Origin of the sequence: Clostridium sp. HGF2 (assembly GCF_964240115.1) — a bacterium.
GTDB classification, from domain to species: domain Bacteria; phylum Bacillota_I; class Bacilli_A; order Erysipelotrichales; family Erysipelotrichaceae; genus Clostridium_AQ; species Clostridium_AQ innocuum.
Genome location: NZ_CAXSSO010000009.1, coordinates 108,170 through 126,255, shown reverse-complemented (window position 1 = coordinate 126,255; position 18,086 = coordinate 108,170). Strand labels below are relative to the sequence as shown.

At 46.7% G+C, this 18,086-nt stretch carries 16 protein-coding genes; 10 read left to right on the top strand and 6 right to left on the bottom strand.

Annotated features, from left to right (window positions below; translation table 11 throughout):
* Window positions 1–515 precede the first annotated feature (515 nt).
* Entirely contained in the window at window positions 516–668 is a 153-nt protein-coding gene (locus ACESPQ_RS15555; protein ID WP_002609199.1) for a hypothetical protein, read from the top strand.
* A 212-nt stretch (window positions 669–880) separates the two neighbouring features.
* Window positions 881–1,156, top strand: coding sequence for a hypothetical protein (locus tag ACESPQ_RS15550; RefSeq protein ID WP_002609198.1), 276 nt, complete (start codon window positions 881–883; stop codon window positions 1,154–1,156).
* A gap of 23 nt (window positions 1,157–1,179) precedes the next feature.
* On the opposite strand, the gene ACESPQ_RS15545 is transcribed toward ACESPQ_RS15550, so the two are convergent.
* Window positions 1,180–1,632, bottom strand: coding sequence for a DMT family transporter (locus ACESPQ_RS15545; protein ID WP_002609197.1), 453 nt, complete (start codon window positions 1,630–1,632; stop codon window positions 1,180–1,182).
* A complete protein-coding gene (locus ACESPQ_RS15540; RefSeq protein WP_002609196.1) occupies window positions 1,629–2,048 on the bottom strand; it encodes a DMT family transporter in 420 nt (139 codons plus the stop codon). Before ACESPQ_RS15540 ends, ACESPQ_RS15545 begins: the two co-directional genes overlap by 4 nt.
* Window positions 2,049–2,185: 137 nt before the next feature.
* On the opposite strand from ACESPQ_RS15540, the gene ACESPQ_RS15535 reads away from it, so the two are divergent.
* Together ACESPQ_RS15535 and ACESPQ_RS15530 are read left to right on the top strand one after the other, a co-directional pair.
* Window positions 2,186–2,857, top strand: coding sequence for a cyclic nucleotide-binding domain-containing protein (locus tag ACESPQ_RS15535; protein WP_257379268.1), 672 nt, complete (start codon window positions 2,186–2,188; stop codon window positions 2,855–2,857).
* Window positions 2,854–3,714: a DUF4299 domain-containing protein gene (locus ACESPQ_RS15530; protein ID WP_257379267.1), complete on the top strand. Its 861-nt coding sequence runs from the start codon at window positions 2,854–2,856 to the stop codon at window positions 3,712–3,714. Before ACESPQ_RS15535 ends, ACESPQ_RS15530 begins: the two co-directional genes overlap by 4 nt.
* Window positions 3,715–3,987: 273 nt before the next feature.
* Here ACESPQ_RS15530 and plsY read toward each other — a convergent pair whose 3' ends face one another.
* Window positions 3,988–4,599 carry a glycerol-3-phosphate 1-O-acyltransferase PlsY gene (gene plsY, locus ACESPQ_RS15525; RefSeq protein WP_002609193.1) on the bottom strand — a complete coding sequence of 204 codons (612 nt, stop codon included), beginning with the start codon at window positions 4,597–4,599 and terminating at the stop codon, window positions 3,988–3,990.
* A 223-nt stretch (window positions 4,600–4,822) separates the two neighbouring features.
* Between plsY and parE the strand changes: the two genes are divergently transcribed.
* Window positions 4,823–6,754, top strand: coding sequence for a DNA topoisomerase IV subunit B (gene parE / locus ACESPQ_RS15520; protein WP_257379266.1), 1,932 nt, complete (start codon window positions 4,823–4,825; stop codon window positions 6,752–6,754).
* The gene (gene parC, locus ACESPQ_RS15515; RefSeq protein ID WP_257337519.1) at window positions 6,751–9,246 is read left to right on the top strand and encodes a DNA topoisomerase IV subunit A; all 2,496 of its coding nucleotides are present in this window, start codon (window positions 6,751–6,753) and stop codon (window positions 9,244–9,246) included. Before parE ends, parC begins: the two co-directional genes overlap by 4 nt.
* Window positions 9,247–9,461: 215 nt before the next feature.
* Here parC and rpoN read toward each other — a convergent pair whose 3' ends face one another.
* Window positions 9,462–10,721 carry an RNA polymerase factor sigma-54 gene (gene rpoN / locus ACESPQ_RS15510; protein ID WP_002609190.1) on the bottom strand — a complete coding sequence of 420 codons (1,260 nt, stop codon included), beginning with the start codon at window positions 10,719–10,721 and terminating at the stop codon, window positions 9,462–9,464.
* Window positions 10,722–10,842: 121 nt separating this feature from the next.
* Here rpoN and ACESPQ_RS15505 point away from each other — a divergent pair, with 121 nt between their 5' ends.
* The 4 genes from ACESPQ_RS15505 (at window position 10,843) to ACESPQ_RS15490 (ending at window position 16,069) form a co-directional block, all read left to right on the top strand.
* A complete protein-coding gene (locus ACESPQ_RS15505) occupies window positions 10,843–12,633 on the top strand; it encodes a MutS-related protein (protein WP_257335566.1) in 1,791 nt (596 codons plus the stop codon).
* A complete protein-coding gene (locus ACESPQ_RS15500) occupies window positions 12,630–14,810 on the top strand; it encodes a DNA topoisomerase III (protein ID WP_373144543.1) in 2,181 nt (726 codons plus the stop codon). The genes ACESPQ_RS15505 and ACESPQ_RS15500 overlap by 4 nt, the downstream gene beginning before the upstream one ends.
* 4 nt (window positions 14,811–14,814) lie before the next feature.
* Window positions 14,815–15,234, top strand: a complete 420-nt coding sequence (locus tag ACESPQ_RS15495; RefSeq protein ID WP_257335569.1) for a VOC family protein — start codon at window positions 14,815–14,817, stop codon at window positions 15,232–15,234.
* Between the two features lie 286 nt (window positions 15,235–15,520).
* On the top strand, window positions 15,521–16,069 hold the full coding sequence (locus tag ACESPQ_RS15490) for a GNAT family N-acetyltransferase (RefSeq protein WP_002609186.1): 549 nt from the start codon (window positions 15,521–15,523) through the stop codon (window positions 16,067–16,069).
* A gap of 669 nt (window positions 16,070–16,738) precedes the next feature.
* Here ACESPQ_RS15490 and ACESPQ_RS15485 read toward each other — a convergent pair.
* A complete protein-coding gene (locus ACESPQ_RS15485; RefSeq protein WP_002609184.1) occupies window positions 16,739–17,263 on the bottom strand; it encodes an NUDIX hydrolase in 525 nt (174 codons plus the stop codon).
* 46 nt (window positions 17,264–17,309) lie between these two features.
* A complete protein-coding gene (locus tag ACESPQ_RS15480; protein WP_002609183.1) occupies window positions 17,310–18,020 on the bottom strand; it encodes an N-acetylmuramoyl-L-alanine amidase family protein in 711 nt (236 codons plus the stop codon).
* Window positions 18,021–18,086: the final 66 nt, after the last annotated feature.

Genomic DNA, 18,086 nt, shown 5'->3' with positions numbered 1-18,086 from the left:
GGTGGTTAACCGATATCCGAATCAGGTATACAAACACATAAGCGTAACAGGAGTGCAGATAATGATGGCTTTTCCATATTGCAATGATGAATTGTTATGCTGGAATTTGCTGCAATCATAAAATCTATATATGTTGAGAAATAGGTATAAAGGTTACGTGCTATTGTATTATAATGAAAAATATGCTATATATAAGATGTAGAGTGGCAGTTAAATCAGACGGGACATATAGTAATAGATATTTACTGTGAAAAGTATCCATATGAAAATTCAGTGAAGCATGTATAAAATTTATATGTATTGAAAATGCGACAGACTTCAATACAAATATTCAAACTCGATTCCATTCCCCGCATTTTGCGCGCGGATGCAAACAGTACATGAAAGCTGATTCAAATTACTTGTTTTATCTTGAAATTGAATGTTCTTTCATCTTTCGTATATCCCCCTGCTGCAGCAGGCCGGCTTTGTTTATCTAATCAGGCATGAATAGCAACTGGAAGGAAGGTGAATGTATGTCTCAGATTTCAAAGGAAACAAAGGAATTGAACAAAACATGGGTTTCCAAACAACAGGATTTACACAAAACATACAGCAGCTATATCATCGGTGGTGGTGTACTCGTTGTTATTGTTCTTCTGATACTGCTTGCAATTATGTACCTTTGAATCTCTGCTGTATCGGCTAATAATGCGGACACAGGATATGAAAACGCATTTGCATGCTTATTCTGTTCGTTTCACATTTTGTCATTGTGACCTGCTGCAGACATAAGAAAAGAAATCTTTCTCTGTATTCCCTGTAGAAAACAAAGGTAAGATTTCTTTTTAACGAAAGATTTGTGATATACTTTTCAGGATAGCTGCAGGAGGAATAAAACATGAGAAATAAGAAAAGAGTCTTATCTGGCGGTGTTGTCGTGCTGACGGTTTTTCTGGTGTTAGGTGTATGCAAACCTGATATCGATAAATTCTGCCGTCAGAATCGAAGCATCACGGCTTTTTTTGCCAGTAAGGGTGTCGATTCGTTTGGAGAGTATCTTGGAGGCTTCATGTTTGATGCTGCAGCATTGGGTGTATGTGCTGTATTGGTTCTTTTTATTGCTCGTCATATCGGCACTCGTTTTCATAGCCTTCAGGATCGGAGGAAGAAGTAGCAAACCGATACGATTGTGAAGCCTCAGGCTGCCGGCTTACCCTGCGCATAGGTGTGAATCAGCAGACCGATGACAACGATACTGCAGCCGATCAGCTTGCGCATGGAAAACAGATCCAGCAGAAAATAATCCAGCAGCATACCGCTGGCAAGCTGTGCAACAAATACAATCAGTGTCAGCTGCAGGGGAGGAATGCGGGTTACGATACGATTTAGAATAATAATATTGATGACACCGATGACACCGCCCATAAGCAGGATAGCGTTCCCGTTTTTCATCAGCTGCGGGAGTGCGGGGGAAATATGCGGGGCAAACAGCAACAGAAAAGCCAGACTCGCCAGCAACCCGCTCGCATAATTGAAAAAGCTGCTGGATAATGCTCCGATTTTTTCCGCCAACAAGGCATTTACACTGCGACTCAATACGATACTGACTCCTGCCAGCAATGCAAAGAAAATGGAACAGATATATCTCATTCCAGCATCACCCCGATTCCTATTAAAATAATGAGCAGAGATACCAGCTTTATCGGCTGCAGTTTCTGTTTTTTTGTGCCAAGCGCACCGCTTTGTTCCAGAATGATCGAAGTCAGCATCTGTCCACATAATCCCAATGCACTAATCATAGAAGCTCCCAAAATCGTAATGGTCAGATTGTTGAAAAAGACAGTGAATACCCCGATTACACCACCCAGATATAAAAAACGGGAAGCATGGGGAAGGTCTCGAAGCGAAATGTGTTTTACTTTTAAAACGATATACATCGTCAATAACCCGCAGGCATGGATTAGAACCGTTGCGGTATACAGATCGATCAGATCAGAAAGCTGTCCGTTAAATACCATCATGACACTGACCACAATACCACTGAGTATTGCCATACTGATTGCCATATTATCACCTCGTATAGTAGAATACAGGTTTTTCTTGAACACGCATAGGACATATGTCATAATGAGAGAAGAAAGCAGATGATTAAGGAAAGGCGATACACATTGCATACCTTTTTAAAAACGGACGGAGGAAGCGTATGGAAAAAACGGCAGCCGCTTATATTCGGAAATATCGACTCGATCAGATTCTGGAGGAACGGCATATATCCATGCTGGAATTAAAAACATGGAAGCGGCGGGATATCCTTCTGCATGCAGATACCGAGCTGCATCATCTTTTGTTTCTGGTGGAGGGAAAGGCAAAGACCAGCTATATCAGTGCAAACGGACAAACGGTCCTGCACTCCTTCCTGTATCCGCTCAGTATTCTTGGTGAGGTGGAGCTTTGGAAGCAGATGCCTGTGCTGAATGAAGTGACGGCATTGAGTGAAGTAATAACACTGCAGTTGCCATTAGCTCGCTGTGAACAGTCACTCAGACAGGATGTCCGCTTTCTGCAGTATCTGGTATCAGAGCTGTCGGAAAAGCTGAAAAACAGCAATCGCAACGCATCCATCTCGCTTTCCTATCCGGTTGAAAACCGTTTGGCATCATATCTCATGGCAGTATGTGAGCGGGATGTTTTTCAGGAGGATCATGGTGAGGTTAGCAGTTTGATTGGATGCAGCTACCGGCAGCTACAGCGCTGTCTGTCACAGTTTTGTGAACAGGGGCTCATATGTAAATGTGAAAAAGGCGTTTATCGAATCAATAACCGTAAACAGCTGCAAACGCTGGGGCAGGACATCTATGGAGGAATTACATCATGAGTGTGGATATTAAAATTGTAAACAGGGGAATTTTCAAAAAGAAACTCAGTATGCATGATTTTCTGGAAACCGGTCTGCAGGCAGGCGTCATGGACAGCACCTGGCGGATGCAGCCGCTGGAGGCGGAATTGGCAGATGACTTTATCCTGTATGACCCTTCGTGTATCGCAAGAGGTATACAGGTGGTCTGGAAGCAGCCGTATGAGGTGGAGCTGTATCTGCTGCTGCCGACCTGCCATCAGGAAATCGAAGCCTTTTATGCCCTGATTCAGCACCTCTGCAAACGTTGGAAGACGAGTGCCTTTGAACAGGATGGGGAAACACAGGAGCTGCGAAGCATTGCAGGTATTAAGCAGCATCTCACCACATTCAGTGACAAGTGTCTGGGTTCCTTTCTGAAGGAGCATGCGGATGGCTGTTTCTTTTCCGCTATGCACCCACTTTGGTTTGAACAGCAGGATCATGAGGAGATGCACGACGACTTCGGAGCATGGCTGCATAACCATCAGAAGCAGGATGTTTATTATGCAGTACCACGCGTCTACCAGAAGGAGGATGGATTTTTCGGTGTATATACAATAACCTCCACCGTTGACAGTCTGTTGCCAAACAAGCCGGAGGCACCCTTTGGGATGAAGGATCCGGTAAGTGGAGAGGACATACAAATTGATACTTGGTATGCGGCCTTTTATGATTTGGAAGAGGAGACCTTTCTGGGACAGCTTCCATATGAAGCATTTGTAAAGGAAATTCATTTATCGGAATGTGAACGCTATGATGCTAAAATGCGGAAGCTGCCGGGTATGCGTGCCGCACATCAAAGAGAACTGATTCAGCAATATGGTGTGGACATCTGATGGCGCTAGAGGCAAAAAAGAACGCTGTAGTATTCTATAATCAATGGACGATGCTTCCTGCAAAGAAGATTCATGAAGGTGTTCAACATATACATGGCTAAGTATAAAAAAATGCAGCCCATGCGGATGCCAGGTTCTTTCTCGATTGCGGGTAAATATAAAACAGGGAGACTTCAACTTCTATTGATAAATACAATAGTGTTGAAGTCTCCCTTTTGCAAAAACCCTAAAATAAGAAAGAACCGTATGCCGGTCTGCATTTTTCTTATTGGATCACAGCCAGGATATTTTGTTTTCCGTACCGTTTTTAATTTTTACGATATTTGCCCTGTGCCGGTAGATCACCAGTATTGTCAACAGCCAGCTGGCCGCGACAATCTCCACGCTGATATGCAGCTGCATAACCGTGATATAGATACTGCTGGTAAGTGCAGCGCACATGCTGGACAGCGATACCATCTTACCTGCGTACAGCACAACCAGAAATACTGCGAACGGCACGATCAGATACCACGCACTCTGGAAGGTAAAAATGGATGTTGATAACAGAAATCCAAACATTGTCGCAACGGCTTTCCCACCGCGGAACCCTGCAAATACCGGATAACAGTGACCAAATGCCGCCGCAAAGCCTGCCCATATGCTCGCCTCCAGATCAAAGCAGGAAACGACACCGACAGCAACAACAACCTTTACTACATCACAGACAATGACTGAAATTCCGGCTTTTTTTCCTAACACACGTCCTGCATTGGTGCCGCCCAGATTGCCGCTTCCGAAATTGCGGACGTCTGTCTTATAGAAAAGCTTTCCGATGACGAGGGCAAACGGGATGGACCCCAGCAGATACCCCAGCCCCAGATACCAGATCCAGTTGATATTCATAGCTTCACCTCATTCATATTCGTCTATATTTTACCACCTTACCCACATAAGGAAAAGAAAAAAGAAACAATTCTTCTTATTTTCATGTTTTTAGTATATAATAATTAGGCCGTATTGCGGATTTTAAAAGAAATTTAATTGCAGGAAGGTTTTAAATTTGATACACTGAACAAAGCGGGCTGTTGATGAGATCAACGACAGCGAAATAGAAAGAGGTGATGGTATGGCAGAAAATGCATATGATGGAAGCAGTATACAGATTCTTGACGGCCTTGATGCTGTACGAAAACGACCGGGTATGTATATCGGCTCCACAGATTCCAGAGGCTTGCACCATCTGGTTTGGGAGATCGTAGACAACTCGATTGACGAGGCATTGAACGGTCATGGGGATACAATCCGCATAACGATAGAAAAAGACAACGTGATCTGCGTGGAGGATGAAGGACGGGGTATGCCGGTGGATATGCATGCCAGCGGTGTTCCCACTGTGCAGGTCATTTATACGGTACTGCATGCCGGTGGTAAATTCAGCACGAAGGGCGGCTATAAGACCAGCGGCGGTCTGCACGGTGTTGGTGCCAGCGTGGTAAATGCGCTGAGTGAATGGGTGGAGGTTACGGTTCATCGTGACGGTAAAATCTATCGCATGAGCTTTTCCGACGGGGGACGCGAGGTATCCAAGCTGGAGGTTATCGGTAAAACGAACAAAACCGGAAGCAAGGTACGCTTTAAGGCGGATAAAACAATGTTTTCAACGACGAAGTATTCCTTTCACCAGATTGCAGAGCGCGCCCAGGAGGATGCCTTCTTACTGGAGGGCTTAAAGCTTGTCGTACGCGATGAGCGCGAAGGGAAGGAACGCGAGGAGGTTTATCATTATGAGCAGGGACTGGTTGCCTTCATGGAATATCTTCATGAGGATAAGCAGGTCTTCCATAAACCGGTTGCTTTCAGCGGAATGAGCAATGATATCAAGGTGGACTGTGCCTTCCAGTATACGGACGAATATCAGGAGAATATTTTTTCCTTTGTCAACATCGTTCGTACCAAGGATGGCGGAACGCACGAAACCGGAGCGAAGAATGCCTTTACCAAGGTGTTTAACGAATACGCAAGGAAAAACGGCTTACTGAAGGAAAAGGATAAAAACTTTGAGGGAAGCGATGTCCGGGAAGGGCTGACGATCATCCTGTCACTGGGGGTGCCGGAAAATCTCTTGCAGTTTGAAGGACAGACCAAGGGCAAGCTGGGAACGGCAGAGGCGAAGGCAGCGGTGGACAGTATCGTTAGTGAAAAGCTGAGCTTTTTCCTGGAGGAAAACAAGGAGCTTGCCATCACACTAATCAAGAAGATGCAGCGTGCTTCGACGGCACGCGAGGCTGCCCGCAAGGCGCGTGAGGATGCCCGTAAGGGGAAAACCAGAGGAAAAACCGAGAAGATCCTATCCGGAAAGCTGGCGAGCGCACAGAGCAAGGATGCCAGAAAAAAAGAGCTGTATCTGGTCGAGGGGGATTCTGCCGGAGGCAGTGCCAAGCAGGGAAGAGACAGCAAATACCAGGCGATTCTTCCACTGCGCGGTAAGGTGCTGAATACCGAAAAGGCAAGCATCACCAATATCGAAAAAAATGAAGAGCTGAATACCATCATTCATGCGCTGGGAGCCGGTGTGGGTGCGAATTTTCACGCAGAGGATTCCAATTACCATAAGGTCATCATCATGACCGATGCCGATACGGATGGTGCACATATTCAGATTCTGCTGCTGACGTTCTTCTACCGTTACATGCGGGAGCTGATTGAACAGGGCATGGTGTATATCGCACTGCCGCCGCTGTACAAGCTGCAAAAGGGCAAGGAAATCCAGTATGCATGGACCGATGAGGAGCTGGATGAGCTGCGCAAAACCTTCCCGAAGGGCTTCAGTCTGCAGCGCTACAAGGGACTTGGTGAAATGAATGCGGATCAGCTGTGGGATACGACCATGTGTCCGGAAACCCGTACACTGATTCAGGTAACGATTGACGATGCGGTTGTGGCTGAGAAGCGCGTATCTGTTTTAATGGGGGATAAGGCCAATCTGCGCCGTGACTGGATCGAGGAAAACGTATCCTTTACACTGGAAGATGATTATGAAGTGGAGGCAAGACGATGAAGAAAAAAGAACTGCCTGCTGTTGAGCATCACAGCAGTGTCATTTCCTCTCCGCTGGAAGATATCATGGGGGATCGCTTCGGGCGATACTCAAAATATATTATTCAGGATCGTGCGCTGCCGGATGCAAGAGATGGTCTGAAGCCGGTGCAGCGAAGAATTTTGTATGCGATGTATGAGGATGGCAACACCTGGGACAAGGGGTATCGGAAATCTGCGAAGACGGTCGGTCTTGTCATCGGTAACTATCACCCGCACGGGGATTCCTCAGTCTATGATGCAATGGTGCGTATGTCACAGGAATGGAAGATTCGCACACCGCAGATCGACATGCAGGGAAATAACGGATCGATTGATGATGATCCCGCCGCAGCCATGCGTTACACAGAGGCAAGACTAGGGAGGATCAGTGAGCATCTGTTAAAGGATATTGAAAAGGAAACCGTGCTGTGGGCACCGAACTTCGATGATACGGCAATGGAGCCGACCGTGCTTCCTGCCCGTTATCCCAACCTGCTGGTTAACGGCATTACGGGTATTGCTGCCGGATATGCGACCAATATTCCGCCGCATAATCTGAGCGAGGCAATCGATGCGGCTGTGTATCGTATCCAGCATGCGGACTGCAGTCTGGATGAGCTGATGGAATACATACAGGGACCGGATTTTCCAACCGGAGGAATCGTACAGGGAATTGAAGGAATCCGGGAAGCCTTTGAAACCGGAAAGGGCCGCATCATCATCCGCGGTAAGGCAAGCATCGAACAGAAGAAAACTGTACAGCAGATCGTCATTACAGAAATTCCGTATGAAGTGATCAAGAGCAACATGGTCAAAAAAATTGATGATATCCGTCTGAACAAAAAAATCGAGGGGATTCTCGATGTGCGGGATGAGAGTGACCGCAACGGGTTGCGTGTCGTTGTGGATATGAAAAAGGATGCCAATGCCCAGGTGATTCTGAATTATCTGTATAAAAATACCGATCTGCAGGTTTCCTATAATTATAATGTTGTGGCGATCGTTGACAAGCGTCCGGTTCAAATGGGTCTGGCTCCGATGCTGGATGCCTTTATTGAGCATCGCCGTGAGGTGATCGAGCGCAGAAGCCGCTTCGATTTGAAAAAGAAGGAAGACCGCTGCCATATTCTGGAGGGTCTGATCAAGGCGGTATCCGTTCTGGATGAAATCATTGCATTGATTCGTGCCAGCAAGGACAAGGCGGATTCCAAGCGCCGCATCATGGATGCCTTTGCCTTCAGCGATGCACAGGCAGAGGCAATCGTTACCATGCGGCTGTATCGTCTGTCTTCCACGGATATTACGCAGCTGCGTGAGGAATATGCCGCACTGCTGAATGAAATAGAGGAGCTGCACGATATTCTGGAGAATCCAAAAATGCTGAAAAAGGTCATGATTCGTGAGTTGAATGAGGTGAAAAAGGCCTTTAAGACACCGCGTTTGACAAGTATTGAGCATGAAATTGAAGAAATCGTTATCGACAAGCTTGCGATGATCAACAGTGAACAGGTGATGTTCACCATTTCCCGTGACGGCTATTTCAAGCGGGTATCCATGCGCAGCTACGGTGCCAGCAGAGACGATATGACCGGCTTAAAGGAAGGCGATCATCTGGTCGGCTATGGGGAAGTGAATACGCTGGATCATGTATTGTTTTTTACAACACAGGGTACCTATGGCTATACGCCGGTATATGAGGTCGAGGAATCCCGCTGGAAGGAAATCGGAAGTCATATCAACTCCACGATTCGCATCAGCGGAGAAGAAAAAATCACGGATGCCTTTGTCCTGCGCAGCTTTGCGACGAATGCCTACATGATTTCCGTAACGAAAAACGGTCTTGTGAAAAAGACGGCAGTACGGGAATATGAAGTATCACGGAACAACAAAACCATGAGCAATATGAAGCTGCTGGATGGGGACGCGGTCGTGAAAACGATGATCGCCTATGCTTATGATGAAATTCTGATTGCATCGAAAAACGGCTTTGTGAGCCGGTATCCGGTATCCCTCATTCCGGAAACCTCTCCACGCTCCAAGGGTGTGAAGGCAATGAATCTGGTCCTGGATGAAATTGTCAGTGCCTGCATTTCTCACGGGGATGCTTCCCAGCTGATCGTCTTTACGGATCAGTGTCAAATGAAGCGCATCAAGCTGAGCGATGTTGATGTGACCGGACGTCCGACCAAGGGCAGCATGATCTGTAAAAAGGTGAAATCCAAGCCTTATCAGATTGCGCATATTGCACTTCATGACCTGAATGATGAGCTTGTCATCATCAATGAGGAAACGCAGAAGATTCTTGCGAAGGATATCAGTCTGATGAGCAAAGACGCCACCTTCTCCTCGCCGTTGCATACCACACAGGATTACTATTTCCTGCGGACACTTGCAGCTGTCGAGCAGCGTGAGCTGCCTGCAATACAGGGGGAAAAACAGGAGTTTGAAGAAATCGAACTGTTTGAAGACTAATTCATAGAAAAAGCCGGGGCGCTATGCTTCGGCTTTTGTCTGTTTTTAGAAGCTTCAACACGCTTCCTTTCAAAGGGCTTGTCTGTTTGAAGTCATTATGTGGTTTATGTTTGTATCAATAAAGAACCATTGCATCATTGGTATGCGAAAAAGCAGATAAAAAAGCAACCATTTTCATACAGATGATTGCTTTTTCACACTGTTTCTTTATGTAATCAGAACTGTTTGCGCTTTGATGCTGCAGGAATTTTCAGCTGATCCCGGTATTTGGCAATGGTTCTCCGAGATATTTCCAGGCCATCCTCCTTCAACAGATCACACAGCTTCTGGTCACTGTACGGCTTCTTTTTATCCTCCTGATCAATCAGCGAGCGCAGGCGCAGATGAACCTCGTTTGCACTCGTGTCCTCATTCACTCTGGCAGGAAAGAAAAACTTCAGGGGAATGATCTGCTGTTCAAATAAGATGGATTTGCCGGATACAGCACGGGATATGGTGGATTCGTGCAGGCTCAGCTTAGCCGCGATATCCTTCATGTTCAAGGGCTTCAGCTGTCCATGCTGCAAAAAGAAATCCTGCTGGACAACGGCAATGACCTCCATGATGCGCTCGATGGTGGAATTGCGCTTTTCAATACTGCTCAGCAGAGCCTCCGCCTGCTTTTGCTGCTGGCTCAGATATTTTGCTGTGTCCGCATCTGCATCCTTTACAGGAGCTTGCAAGCGCAGTCCATAGGTTTTGCGAAACATCTGTATGTGGATTTCATTCTCCTCCACAACGATCTGCATGTCCGGATTTACATAGGCGCTGCTCGTTGCATAGCGTGCCCCCGGCTTTGGGTCAAGTGAGCGGATCAGGGAAATCGCCTGCAGCACATCCTCCAGAGGTATCTGCAGCGCCTCTGCTATCGCAGGAAGCTTGTTCTCGCTAACCTCCTTCAAATAGAAGTTTACAATCATGATGGCAATCTGGGAGTAGGGAATGTCCTCAAAGCACAGCTGAATCAGCAGGCATTCCTGAAGGCTTCTGGCACAGACTCCGGCCGGCTCAAAGGTCTGTATCTCATTGATCGTATCCTCGATGTCATCCAGGCTGTACTGTGGAAGCATTCGCTGGATATCTTCATCCTTCAGCTGCAGATAGCCGTTTCCATCCAGTGAATTGATGATAAACTCTGCAAGCTCCTTATGAAGCGGATGCAGGCATGTGGCAATCTGCTCCTGCAGTACATCCGCAAGGGTCTGCTCATTTGTCACAAAATTCAAAAGCAGGTCAAAATCCTGCTGGGAATGGGATGCGGCCCCGGTTTCATAGGCATCATCAAATTCCAGCAGCGGATTTTTCTCCAGCTCCTCTTCAATCCAGGATTCCAGCTCCTGATTGTTCATTTCCAGTATTTTCAGATCCTGCTGCTGCCGAATGGATAGCTTCTGCTGCTGTGTAAGATTTTGCAGGACACGTGTTTCCAGTTTCATTTTACATCACCATTTTTATTATACATGAAATTGAAAGAGTTTTCATCTGGGAAATTTAGGTTTCTCACACAGGAATCACGAAAAGGTATGGTATAATGAACAGCATGTAAGGAGGGAAGATATGCAGATTGATACTTTACAAAGGAAAATCGATGAAACACAGGCTGTATGCAGAAGCTTAAAGCAGCGCTCCTCTTCCTATGCAATGCAGCGAGGTGTTCTGATTCTGATTGCTCTGTTTGCCCTGTTTCGCGGATATTATTATGAGCAGCTGTTTTATGCGCTCTGTGTGCTTTCACTGGGACTGTTTCTATATATCGCCGCAAAGCACAGGGCGTTGAAACAGAGGGTAGAAGATCATGAGGTTATGATGGAGGTACTGCAGGATGTACTGCGGCGCAAGAACAATGGGTGGAAAGCATTTCAGGATACCGGTTCTGAATTTCTGCATGAGGAGAATACGCAGGCATATGATCTGGATCTGTTTGGGGACGCGAGCCTGTATCAGTATCTCTGTGTGGCAAAAACCGTATACGGAAGAGAACGACTGGCAGAGCTTCTCAGTGCACAGCAGCAGTCCCGCAAAGCGATGCAAAGCCGCAGTGCTGCCGTACAGGAATGCGCCCGAAAGACGACATTCACCTTTACCCTGACACAGCTTTTAAAGCTGTATGAGCGTCATGGACAGCGAAAAAAACGTTCAACCATGGAACATATCCTAAGCTATATGGAAGAAGAACAGGTACAATATCCACGCATTGTGCGTATGCTGTGTGCTCTTGTATCCGCACTCACACTTATGATACTGCTTCTTTTTCTGTCAGGTATCATCCACTATGGCCCCGTTCTCATACTGGCTACCGTTTCTCTGTGTCTTTCGCTTTTGTTTTTTATGAAGCATGCCCAACAGCTGTCCGGCGTAGCACCACTGGCATATCTGATTGAAGATTATGAGCGAATCTTTCATCTGATTGAGGAGACTGCCTTTCAAAGTGATGCTCTTTGCAGGATTCGTTCGGATGTGGAGGAAGCTTGCGCCGCCATAAAAAAACTGCGCCGCATACTGATGCTGGTACAGCTGCGCTCCAACAGTATCCTGTTTTTCCTCGTCAACGCCTTTGGTTTGCTTGATTTCCAATGTGTGATTGCTCTGCAGGACTGGAGACAGCGCTATGGCAGAACCCTGCGCATCTGGCTGCAGGATATCGGAGAGCTGGAAAGCTACCTATCTCTTGCACAGCTGAATCTGGCGAAGGAAGCAGTCTGTATTGCGGACAGTACACCCAAACCTCCTTATCTGCATGCGGTAAATATTGTGCATCCGCTGCTGGAGGAAGGAAGTGCTGTTGCAAATTCTATAACAATCGATAACGGTACCTATATCATAACCGGCTCCAATATGTCAGGAAAAACCACCTTTTTACGAACGCTGGGCATCAATCTTGTGCTGATGCATGCAGGCGCCGGAGTCTGTGCCGATTCCTTTTGTGCCGGCAGCATGAACCTGTTTACCTCGATGCGTGTGCATGATAATGTAAGCGAGGGAATATCGACCTTTTATGCGGAAATTCTGCGCATTCAGCAAATGAATGAGGCAAGCAGAAAGCAGGAGCCGATGCTGGTTTTGATCGATGAGATTTTTAAGGGTACAAACAGCGCGGATCGCATTTACTGTGCAACAAGTGCCATTCGTCATCTGCATCAGCCGTGGATCATCACCCTGATCTCCACGCATGATTTTGAATTGTGCGAGCTGAGCGGCGACCCGGCCATACGGGCAGTGAATTATCATTTCTCGGAATATTATGAGAAGGATCGCATCTGTTTTGATTATCGGCTGAAAGAAGGAAAATGCACAACAACGAATGCCAGAGAGCTGATGCGTCTGGCCGGATTCAAGGAGGAAGTATGAGCAAAACATTTGTACTGGCTGAAAAGCCGAGTGTAGGAAGAGAGCTGGGAAGAGTTCTCGGCTGTCCGATAAAAAAGGACGGTTATATGGAGGGAAACAAGTATGTGGTTTCCTGGGCACTGGGACATCTGGTAGAGCTGGCAGACCCGCAGGATTATGATAAACGTCTGGAAACCTGGGATATGCAGGACCTTCCGATGCTGCCGGACAAAATGCAGCTGAAGGTGATCTCACAGACCGCAAGACAATACAAGCTGGTAAAGAGCCTGCTGCACCGCGGAGATATCCGTGATATTGTAATCGCTACGGATGCCGGAAGAGAAGGGGAGCTGGTGGCCCGCTGGATTCTTGAAAAGGCGGGGGTACGCAAGCCGATGAAGCGTCTGTGGATTTCGTCACAGACAGATAAGGCGATCAAGGAGGGCTTTACGCATCTGAAGGATGCCAGAGAATATGAACCCCTGTACCGCAGTGCGGTATGTCGGGCTGAGGCAGACTGGCTCGTCGGGTTGAACACCACCCGCGCGCTGACCTGTAAATTCAATGCACAGCTTTCTGCCGGTCGTGTGCAGACGCCGACACTGGCTATGATTGTCGACAGGGAAGCGGAAATCCGCAAATTCGTACCAAAGGAATATTTTACACTGCGTGTGGATGCCGGTGCCTTTGTGCTGGATTATCGCAAGAACAACAATGTGTCCATAATGGACCGTAAGCAGGCAGAGACGCTCATGAAGCAGCTGAAGCACAAGCAGATTACGATTCAGGACGTGGAGCGCAAGCGTCACAAGGAACAACCGCCGCAGCTCTATGATCTTACCGAGCTGCAAAGGGATGCCAATCAGCGCTTCGGCTTCAGTGCCAAGGAGACACTGAATTATATGCAGAGCTTATATGAAACACATAAGCTGCTGACCTATCCCCGTACAGATTCCCGCTATCTGAGTCAGGATATCGTTGGGACACTGAAGGAACGGCTGCAGGCGATTTGTATTGATGTGTATGAGCCATTTGCACGTGACTTGCTGAAAAACGGCTATAAGGTAAGCCGCCGCTTTGTCGATGATACAAAGGTATCCGACCACCACGCCATTATCCCAACCGAGGAATATGTGGAGCTGAACAGGCTTTCACCAAATGAAAAGAAAATCTATGATCTGGTGGTTCGCAGGTTTCTGGCCGTACTGGGTAAACCGAGTGAATATGAGAAGACCAGAATTCATGCGGTGTGTGAGCATATGGACTTTTATGCCAGCGGAAGGATTATGATCAGTGACGGCTGGCGCGCACTCTATCAGAAAAACGAACGCTTTGATGAGGATGAAGAGCAGGATGATGATCAGAATCTGCCTTCTCTTGCGAAGGGACAGCAATATCCAATCAGGGATGTGCGCATCACCTCGCATTTTACCAAGGCACCGGCACGCTATACGGAGGCAACCCTGTTATCGGCTATGGAGCATCCATCGAAATTTATCAGTAACAGCCGTATGAAGGCTGTGTTAGAGGATGCGAATGGAATCGGTACCGTGGCAACACGTGCGGATATCATTGAAAAGCTGTTCAAAACCAACTATATTGAAAAACGCGGGAACTCCATCTATCCGCTAAGCAAGGGAATCCAGCTGGTATCGCTGGTACCGGAGGAGCTACGCTCTCCGCTGTTGACGGCGACCTGGGAGGAAAAGCTTACCGCAATCAGCAAGGGGAAGCTGAAGGATAAAAGCTTTATGAAGGAAATGCGCAGCTATGCCAGTGACCTAGTTGAAAAGGTGAAAAACAGTGAGGCAAGCTACCGCCATGACAATATGACGCAGAAGAAATGTCCTGAATGCGGCAGCAACCTGCTGGAAATCAACGGAAAGCGCGGAAAGCTCTTAGCCTGCAGCAGTCCTTCCTGCAAATACAAGCAGAATCTGTCGTTCACCAGCAATGCCCGTTGTCCGAAATGCCATAAGAAGCTGAATATAGTCGGAGAAAAGGAAAAGCGTCTGTATACCTGTGTGTGCGGCTTTCGTGAGAAATTCGACCGCTTCAATGAGCAGCTGAAGGAAAAGCGCAATGTTGCCGGACGTGCAGAGCTGCAGGATTTCAATAAAAAGCAGGAGGCTGAAAAAAAGCAGGAAAAGAGTGCCTTTCAGCTCGCCTGGGAAGCTGCACAAAAAGCAAAGGAGTGAGACTGTGAAACAGGCAATCGTTCACATTGCGCTTGTCGTACGTGATTATGATGAAGCCATTGAGTTTTATACGAACAAGCTGCATTTCACCCTTGTAGAGGATACCTATCAGCCGCAGCAGGATAAGCGCTGGGTTGTTGTGTCACCGCCGGGAGGTAACGCTACGACGATTCTGCTCGCAAAGGCTTCCAAACCACGACAGGAGGCTTTTATCGGTGATCAGGCAGGTGGCCGTGTCTTCCTGTTTCTTGCGACGGATGATTTCAAAAGAGACTATTGGGATATGAAGAAAAACGGCATTCACTTTGTACGAAAACCCAAAGAGGCGGATTACGGCACTGTTGCCGTATTTGAAGACCTGTATGGAAACCTCTGGGATCTGGTACAGTTTCAAGAGGGACATCCGATGTGTAAACGTCTGTAACGTGAATCGCCAGTACTGCAGCTGCACGTATACGGGTGGCTGCATTTTCTTATTGTATGCTGTGTTTGCGGATGAAATAGGATATCGTTAAGAAAAGGAAAACGCCTGCGCAGTAAAGCTTCACGGTGATGTCTATACCGGTGTTTGTTATGCTTATGATCATAATCACTGGCTTTATTCTAACAACGGGAAAAGGAATCAGGCAGTGCAAATCAATCTGCAGAGTGCCTGAAGGCATAGTTACAGTAACGCTAGCGTTAACATAAGAAAAGAAATGGAGAATACGATGAAGGAAATACAATTTTTAAAGGGAGAACGGGTGTATCTGCGCCCGTTTACAGAAGAGGATACGGATTTTTTTGATGTCTGGTACAACGATGCGCTGACAAGGGCGAAGATTGCCGCACCGTATCCGACAACGGCTGCACAGTCTTTACAATGTGTGCAGCGCAGCGGACATGACTGTATATGGCTGGCGATCGTTACCTGTGAGAAACATGAAGTAATTGGAGAAATCGGACTGCTGCGGATGTATCCTGCCTGGGGGACAAGTGATCTGACGATTATCATTCCCCATGAGGCACATCAGGGGAAAGGCTATGGCACAGAGGCAATCCGCCTGCTGATGGATTATGCCTTTGGCGATCTCGGCTTTCACAGGCTGGCCATCGGTGTTGTGGGATTCAATACAGATGCTTTACGATTTTACAAGAAAAACGGATTTAAGAAAGAGGGAATTCAGGAAGACGGCTATTACTACCATTATGAATACCACGATTTCATCATGATGCGGATTTTAAAGGAAGAATTTCTGCAGCTTATAAGACAAAAATAAATAAAACAGTGGCAAAATCCTGATTTCAAACAGGTCACTTTTATTGAGATACGTACGCTGTTATCAAATAGCATAATATGTCTTTTTCAAGTATGCGTATGGATATCCATTCTCGGTTTCTCTTTAAAAAATTTTGGAAACTATCGGGATACAGAGAAAATCTGTCAGAATGGCTAGGGTGGTGGAATCTTAGCGGATAAGGGCTAAATTTGCTTATTTCATTCAGGATGATTCACTATCTCACATGTAGATATGTATAACGGAAAGTAGATCAGAAAAGTGAGCAGTAGATGCATGATTGACATAATACTGACGAAGCGGTTGCAGGAGCTATCGTAGGTTATAATATACAAAAACGATGGAGAGGATAATTGGATTTTTATCTTAACCATCGCTTTTTCTATATTGTATTTTTCTTTTGGAATTCAGTTATTGCTCAAAAAATTGAAGCGATAAGATAAATGCTATACCTATCCAAAAAGATACGGAACAGGCCAGGAACAGTTTCTTATCTTTCTTTGCAATGAAACTAAATAGTATTTCAAACACTATGATTCCCATCAGGACACTGAGCATACAGATTTCCTTCCTTTACCGAAAAAATTCGATTGACCTGTCCTTTGGCAGGCAGAACCGTCACAGACTGTTTTATTGCTTGGCACCTTTCCCTCAGACAAGGTACAGGTTTGCATACTGTATGGCAATGATCGTTTTGGCATCTTTAATCGTCCCATCGTTCACCATAGCGGCAGCCTTGCGGATATCCACCCATAGCGTTTCGATTTCCTCATCCTCATCCATGGCGCGGGGATGCTCCACCGGAATCAGCTTTTTTGTCCAGTACAGATAGATTTTCTCACTGCAGAAGCCGGGTGTCGAGTACATGGCACAAAGCGTTTCCAGCCGTTCGCTCGTATAGCCGCTTTCCTCCTCCAGCTCCCGTAAACCGCACAGATACGGATCCTCTCCCTTTTCCAGCTTTCCTGCAGGAATCTCCAGAGTTTCCTTCTGAATTGCATAGCGGTACTGTTTGACCAGTAAAATTTTTCCATCCCTGATAGCGAGGACACCGACACCGCCGTCATGATGAATCACATCTCTGGGATATGTTTTTCCCTTGATTTCAACCTCATCCCGGCTCATGTGAAAGATCGTTCCCTCATATACCGGTGTAGAAGATATTTTTTTCTGCATTGTATTCACCTCGTGTTCTAATTATAACCTAGAAAAGGTGCGAAAGCTAGAGCTGTTCCAGGATTCCCTGTGCAATGCTTTGAGCGAGTGCATTCTGTCCTTCCTCGCTGCACATATAGGCTGCATCCGCACTGTCGGTGATGAAGCCAAGCTCCAGCAGCATGGCAGGCACAGGGTTGCTGTCAATCACATACAACGAGCTATCCTGTGTGCTTTTCAAGCCGCGATTCTGCGTGTATCCCAGCTGCATCAGCTTCTGCTCAATGGACTGCGCCATGGCTGTAATCGTATCATTTTCATAATCGATATAGGCTTCAAAGCCGCTGGCACCATCCCCGTATTCACTGGCATTGGTATGTATGGAAATATAATAATCCGCTCCTGCTTCCTCTCCAATGGCAACGCGGGTGCGAAGATCGTCCCTGTTATCATTTGACCATATGACCTCATCACTGGTGCGTGTATATACCACCGTATAGCCTGCCTTCTCCAGCTGCTCTCCGATTTTCTGCGTGATCGCAAGGGTAATATCCTTTTCATAAACCCCGTCATAGGAAATGCTGCCGGTATCATATCCGCCATGTCCTGCGTCCAGTACAATCACGTTACCCGTAGTGTAGGATGCTGCTTCCACCTGCAACGGGCTGCCTGTTGATGTGTCAGTAAGCCATGCATAGGTCTTTTGTGCTGCCGCACTCAGAGAACCAATCGCCAGACACAGCATAAGAAGGCGACCCCATCTTCGTATATTTCTCATGTAATCACTTCCTTTTTACAGCTACATTATCAGGGAAATGGCTGTTCGGCACTTGTTTGTTTCGTG

Bases quoted from the DNA above. Each gene is read 5' to 3' on its own strand.
- ACESPQ_RS15500 (WP_373144543.1), top strand. From the start codon at position 12,630: ATGAGCAAAACATTTGTACTGGCTGAAAAGCCGAGTGTAGGAAGAGAG.
- parC (WP_257337519.1), top strand. From the start codon at position 6,751: ATGAAGAAAAAAGAACTGCCTGCTGTTGAGCATCACAGCAGTGTCATT.
- ACESPQ_RS15505 (WP_257335566.1), top strand. From the start codon at position 10,843: ATGCAGATTGATACTTTACAAAGGAAAATCGATGAAACACAGGCTGTA.
- ACESPQ_RS15540 (WP_002609196.1), bottom strand. From the start codon at position 2,048: ATGGCAATCAGTATGGCAATACTCAGTGGTATTGTGGTCAGTGTCATG.
- ACESPQ_RS15545 (WP_002609197.1), bottom strand. From the start codon at position 1,632: ATGAGATATATCTGTTCCATTTTCTTTGCATTGCTGGCAGGAGTCAGT.
- ACESPQ_RS15485 (WP_002609184.1), bottom strand. From the start codon at position 17,263: ATGCAGAAAAAAATATCTTCTACACCGGTATATGAGGGAACGATCTTT.
- ACESPQ_RS15550 (WP_002609198.1), top strand. From the start codon at position 881: ATGAGAAATAAGAAAAGAGTCTTATCTGGCGGTGTTGTCGTGCTGACG.
- ACESPQ_RS15490 (WP_002609186.1), top strand. From the start codon at position 15,521: ATGAAGGAAATACAATTTTTAAAGGGAGAACGGGTGTATCTGCGCCCG.
- ACESPQ_RS15530 (WP_257379267.1), top strand. From the start codon at position 2,854: ATGAGTGTGGATATTAAAATTGTAAACAGGGGAATTTTCAAAAAGAAA.
- ACESPQ_RS15480 (WP_002609183.1), bottom strand. From the start codon at position 18,020: ATGAGAAATATACGAAGATGGGGTCGCCTTCTTATGCTGTGTCTGGCG.
- rpoN (WP_002609190.1), bottom strand. From the start codon at position 10,721: ATGAAACTGGAAACACGTGTCCTGCAAAATCTTACACAGCAGCAGAAG.
- plsY (WP_002609193.1), bottom strand. From the start codon at position 4,599: ATGAATATCAACTGGATCTGGTATCTGGGGCTGGGGTATCTGCTGGGG.
- ACESPQ_RS15535 (WP_257379268.1), top strand. From the start codon at position 2,186: ATGGAAAAAACGGCAGCCGCTTATATTCGGAAATATCGACTCGATCAG.
- parE (WP_257379266.1), top strand. From the start codon at position 4,823: ATGGCAGAAAATGCATATGATGGAAGCAGTATACAGATTCTTGACGGC.
- ACESPQ_RS15555 (WP_002609199.1), top strand. From the start codon at position 516: ATGTCTCAGATTTCAAAGGAAACAAAGGAATTGAACAAAACATGGGTT.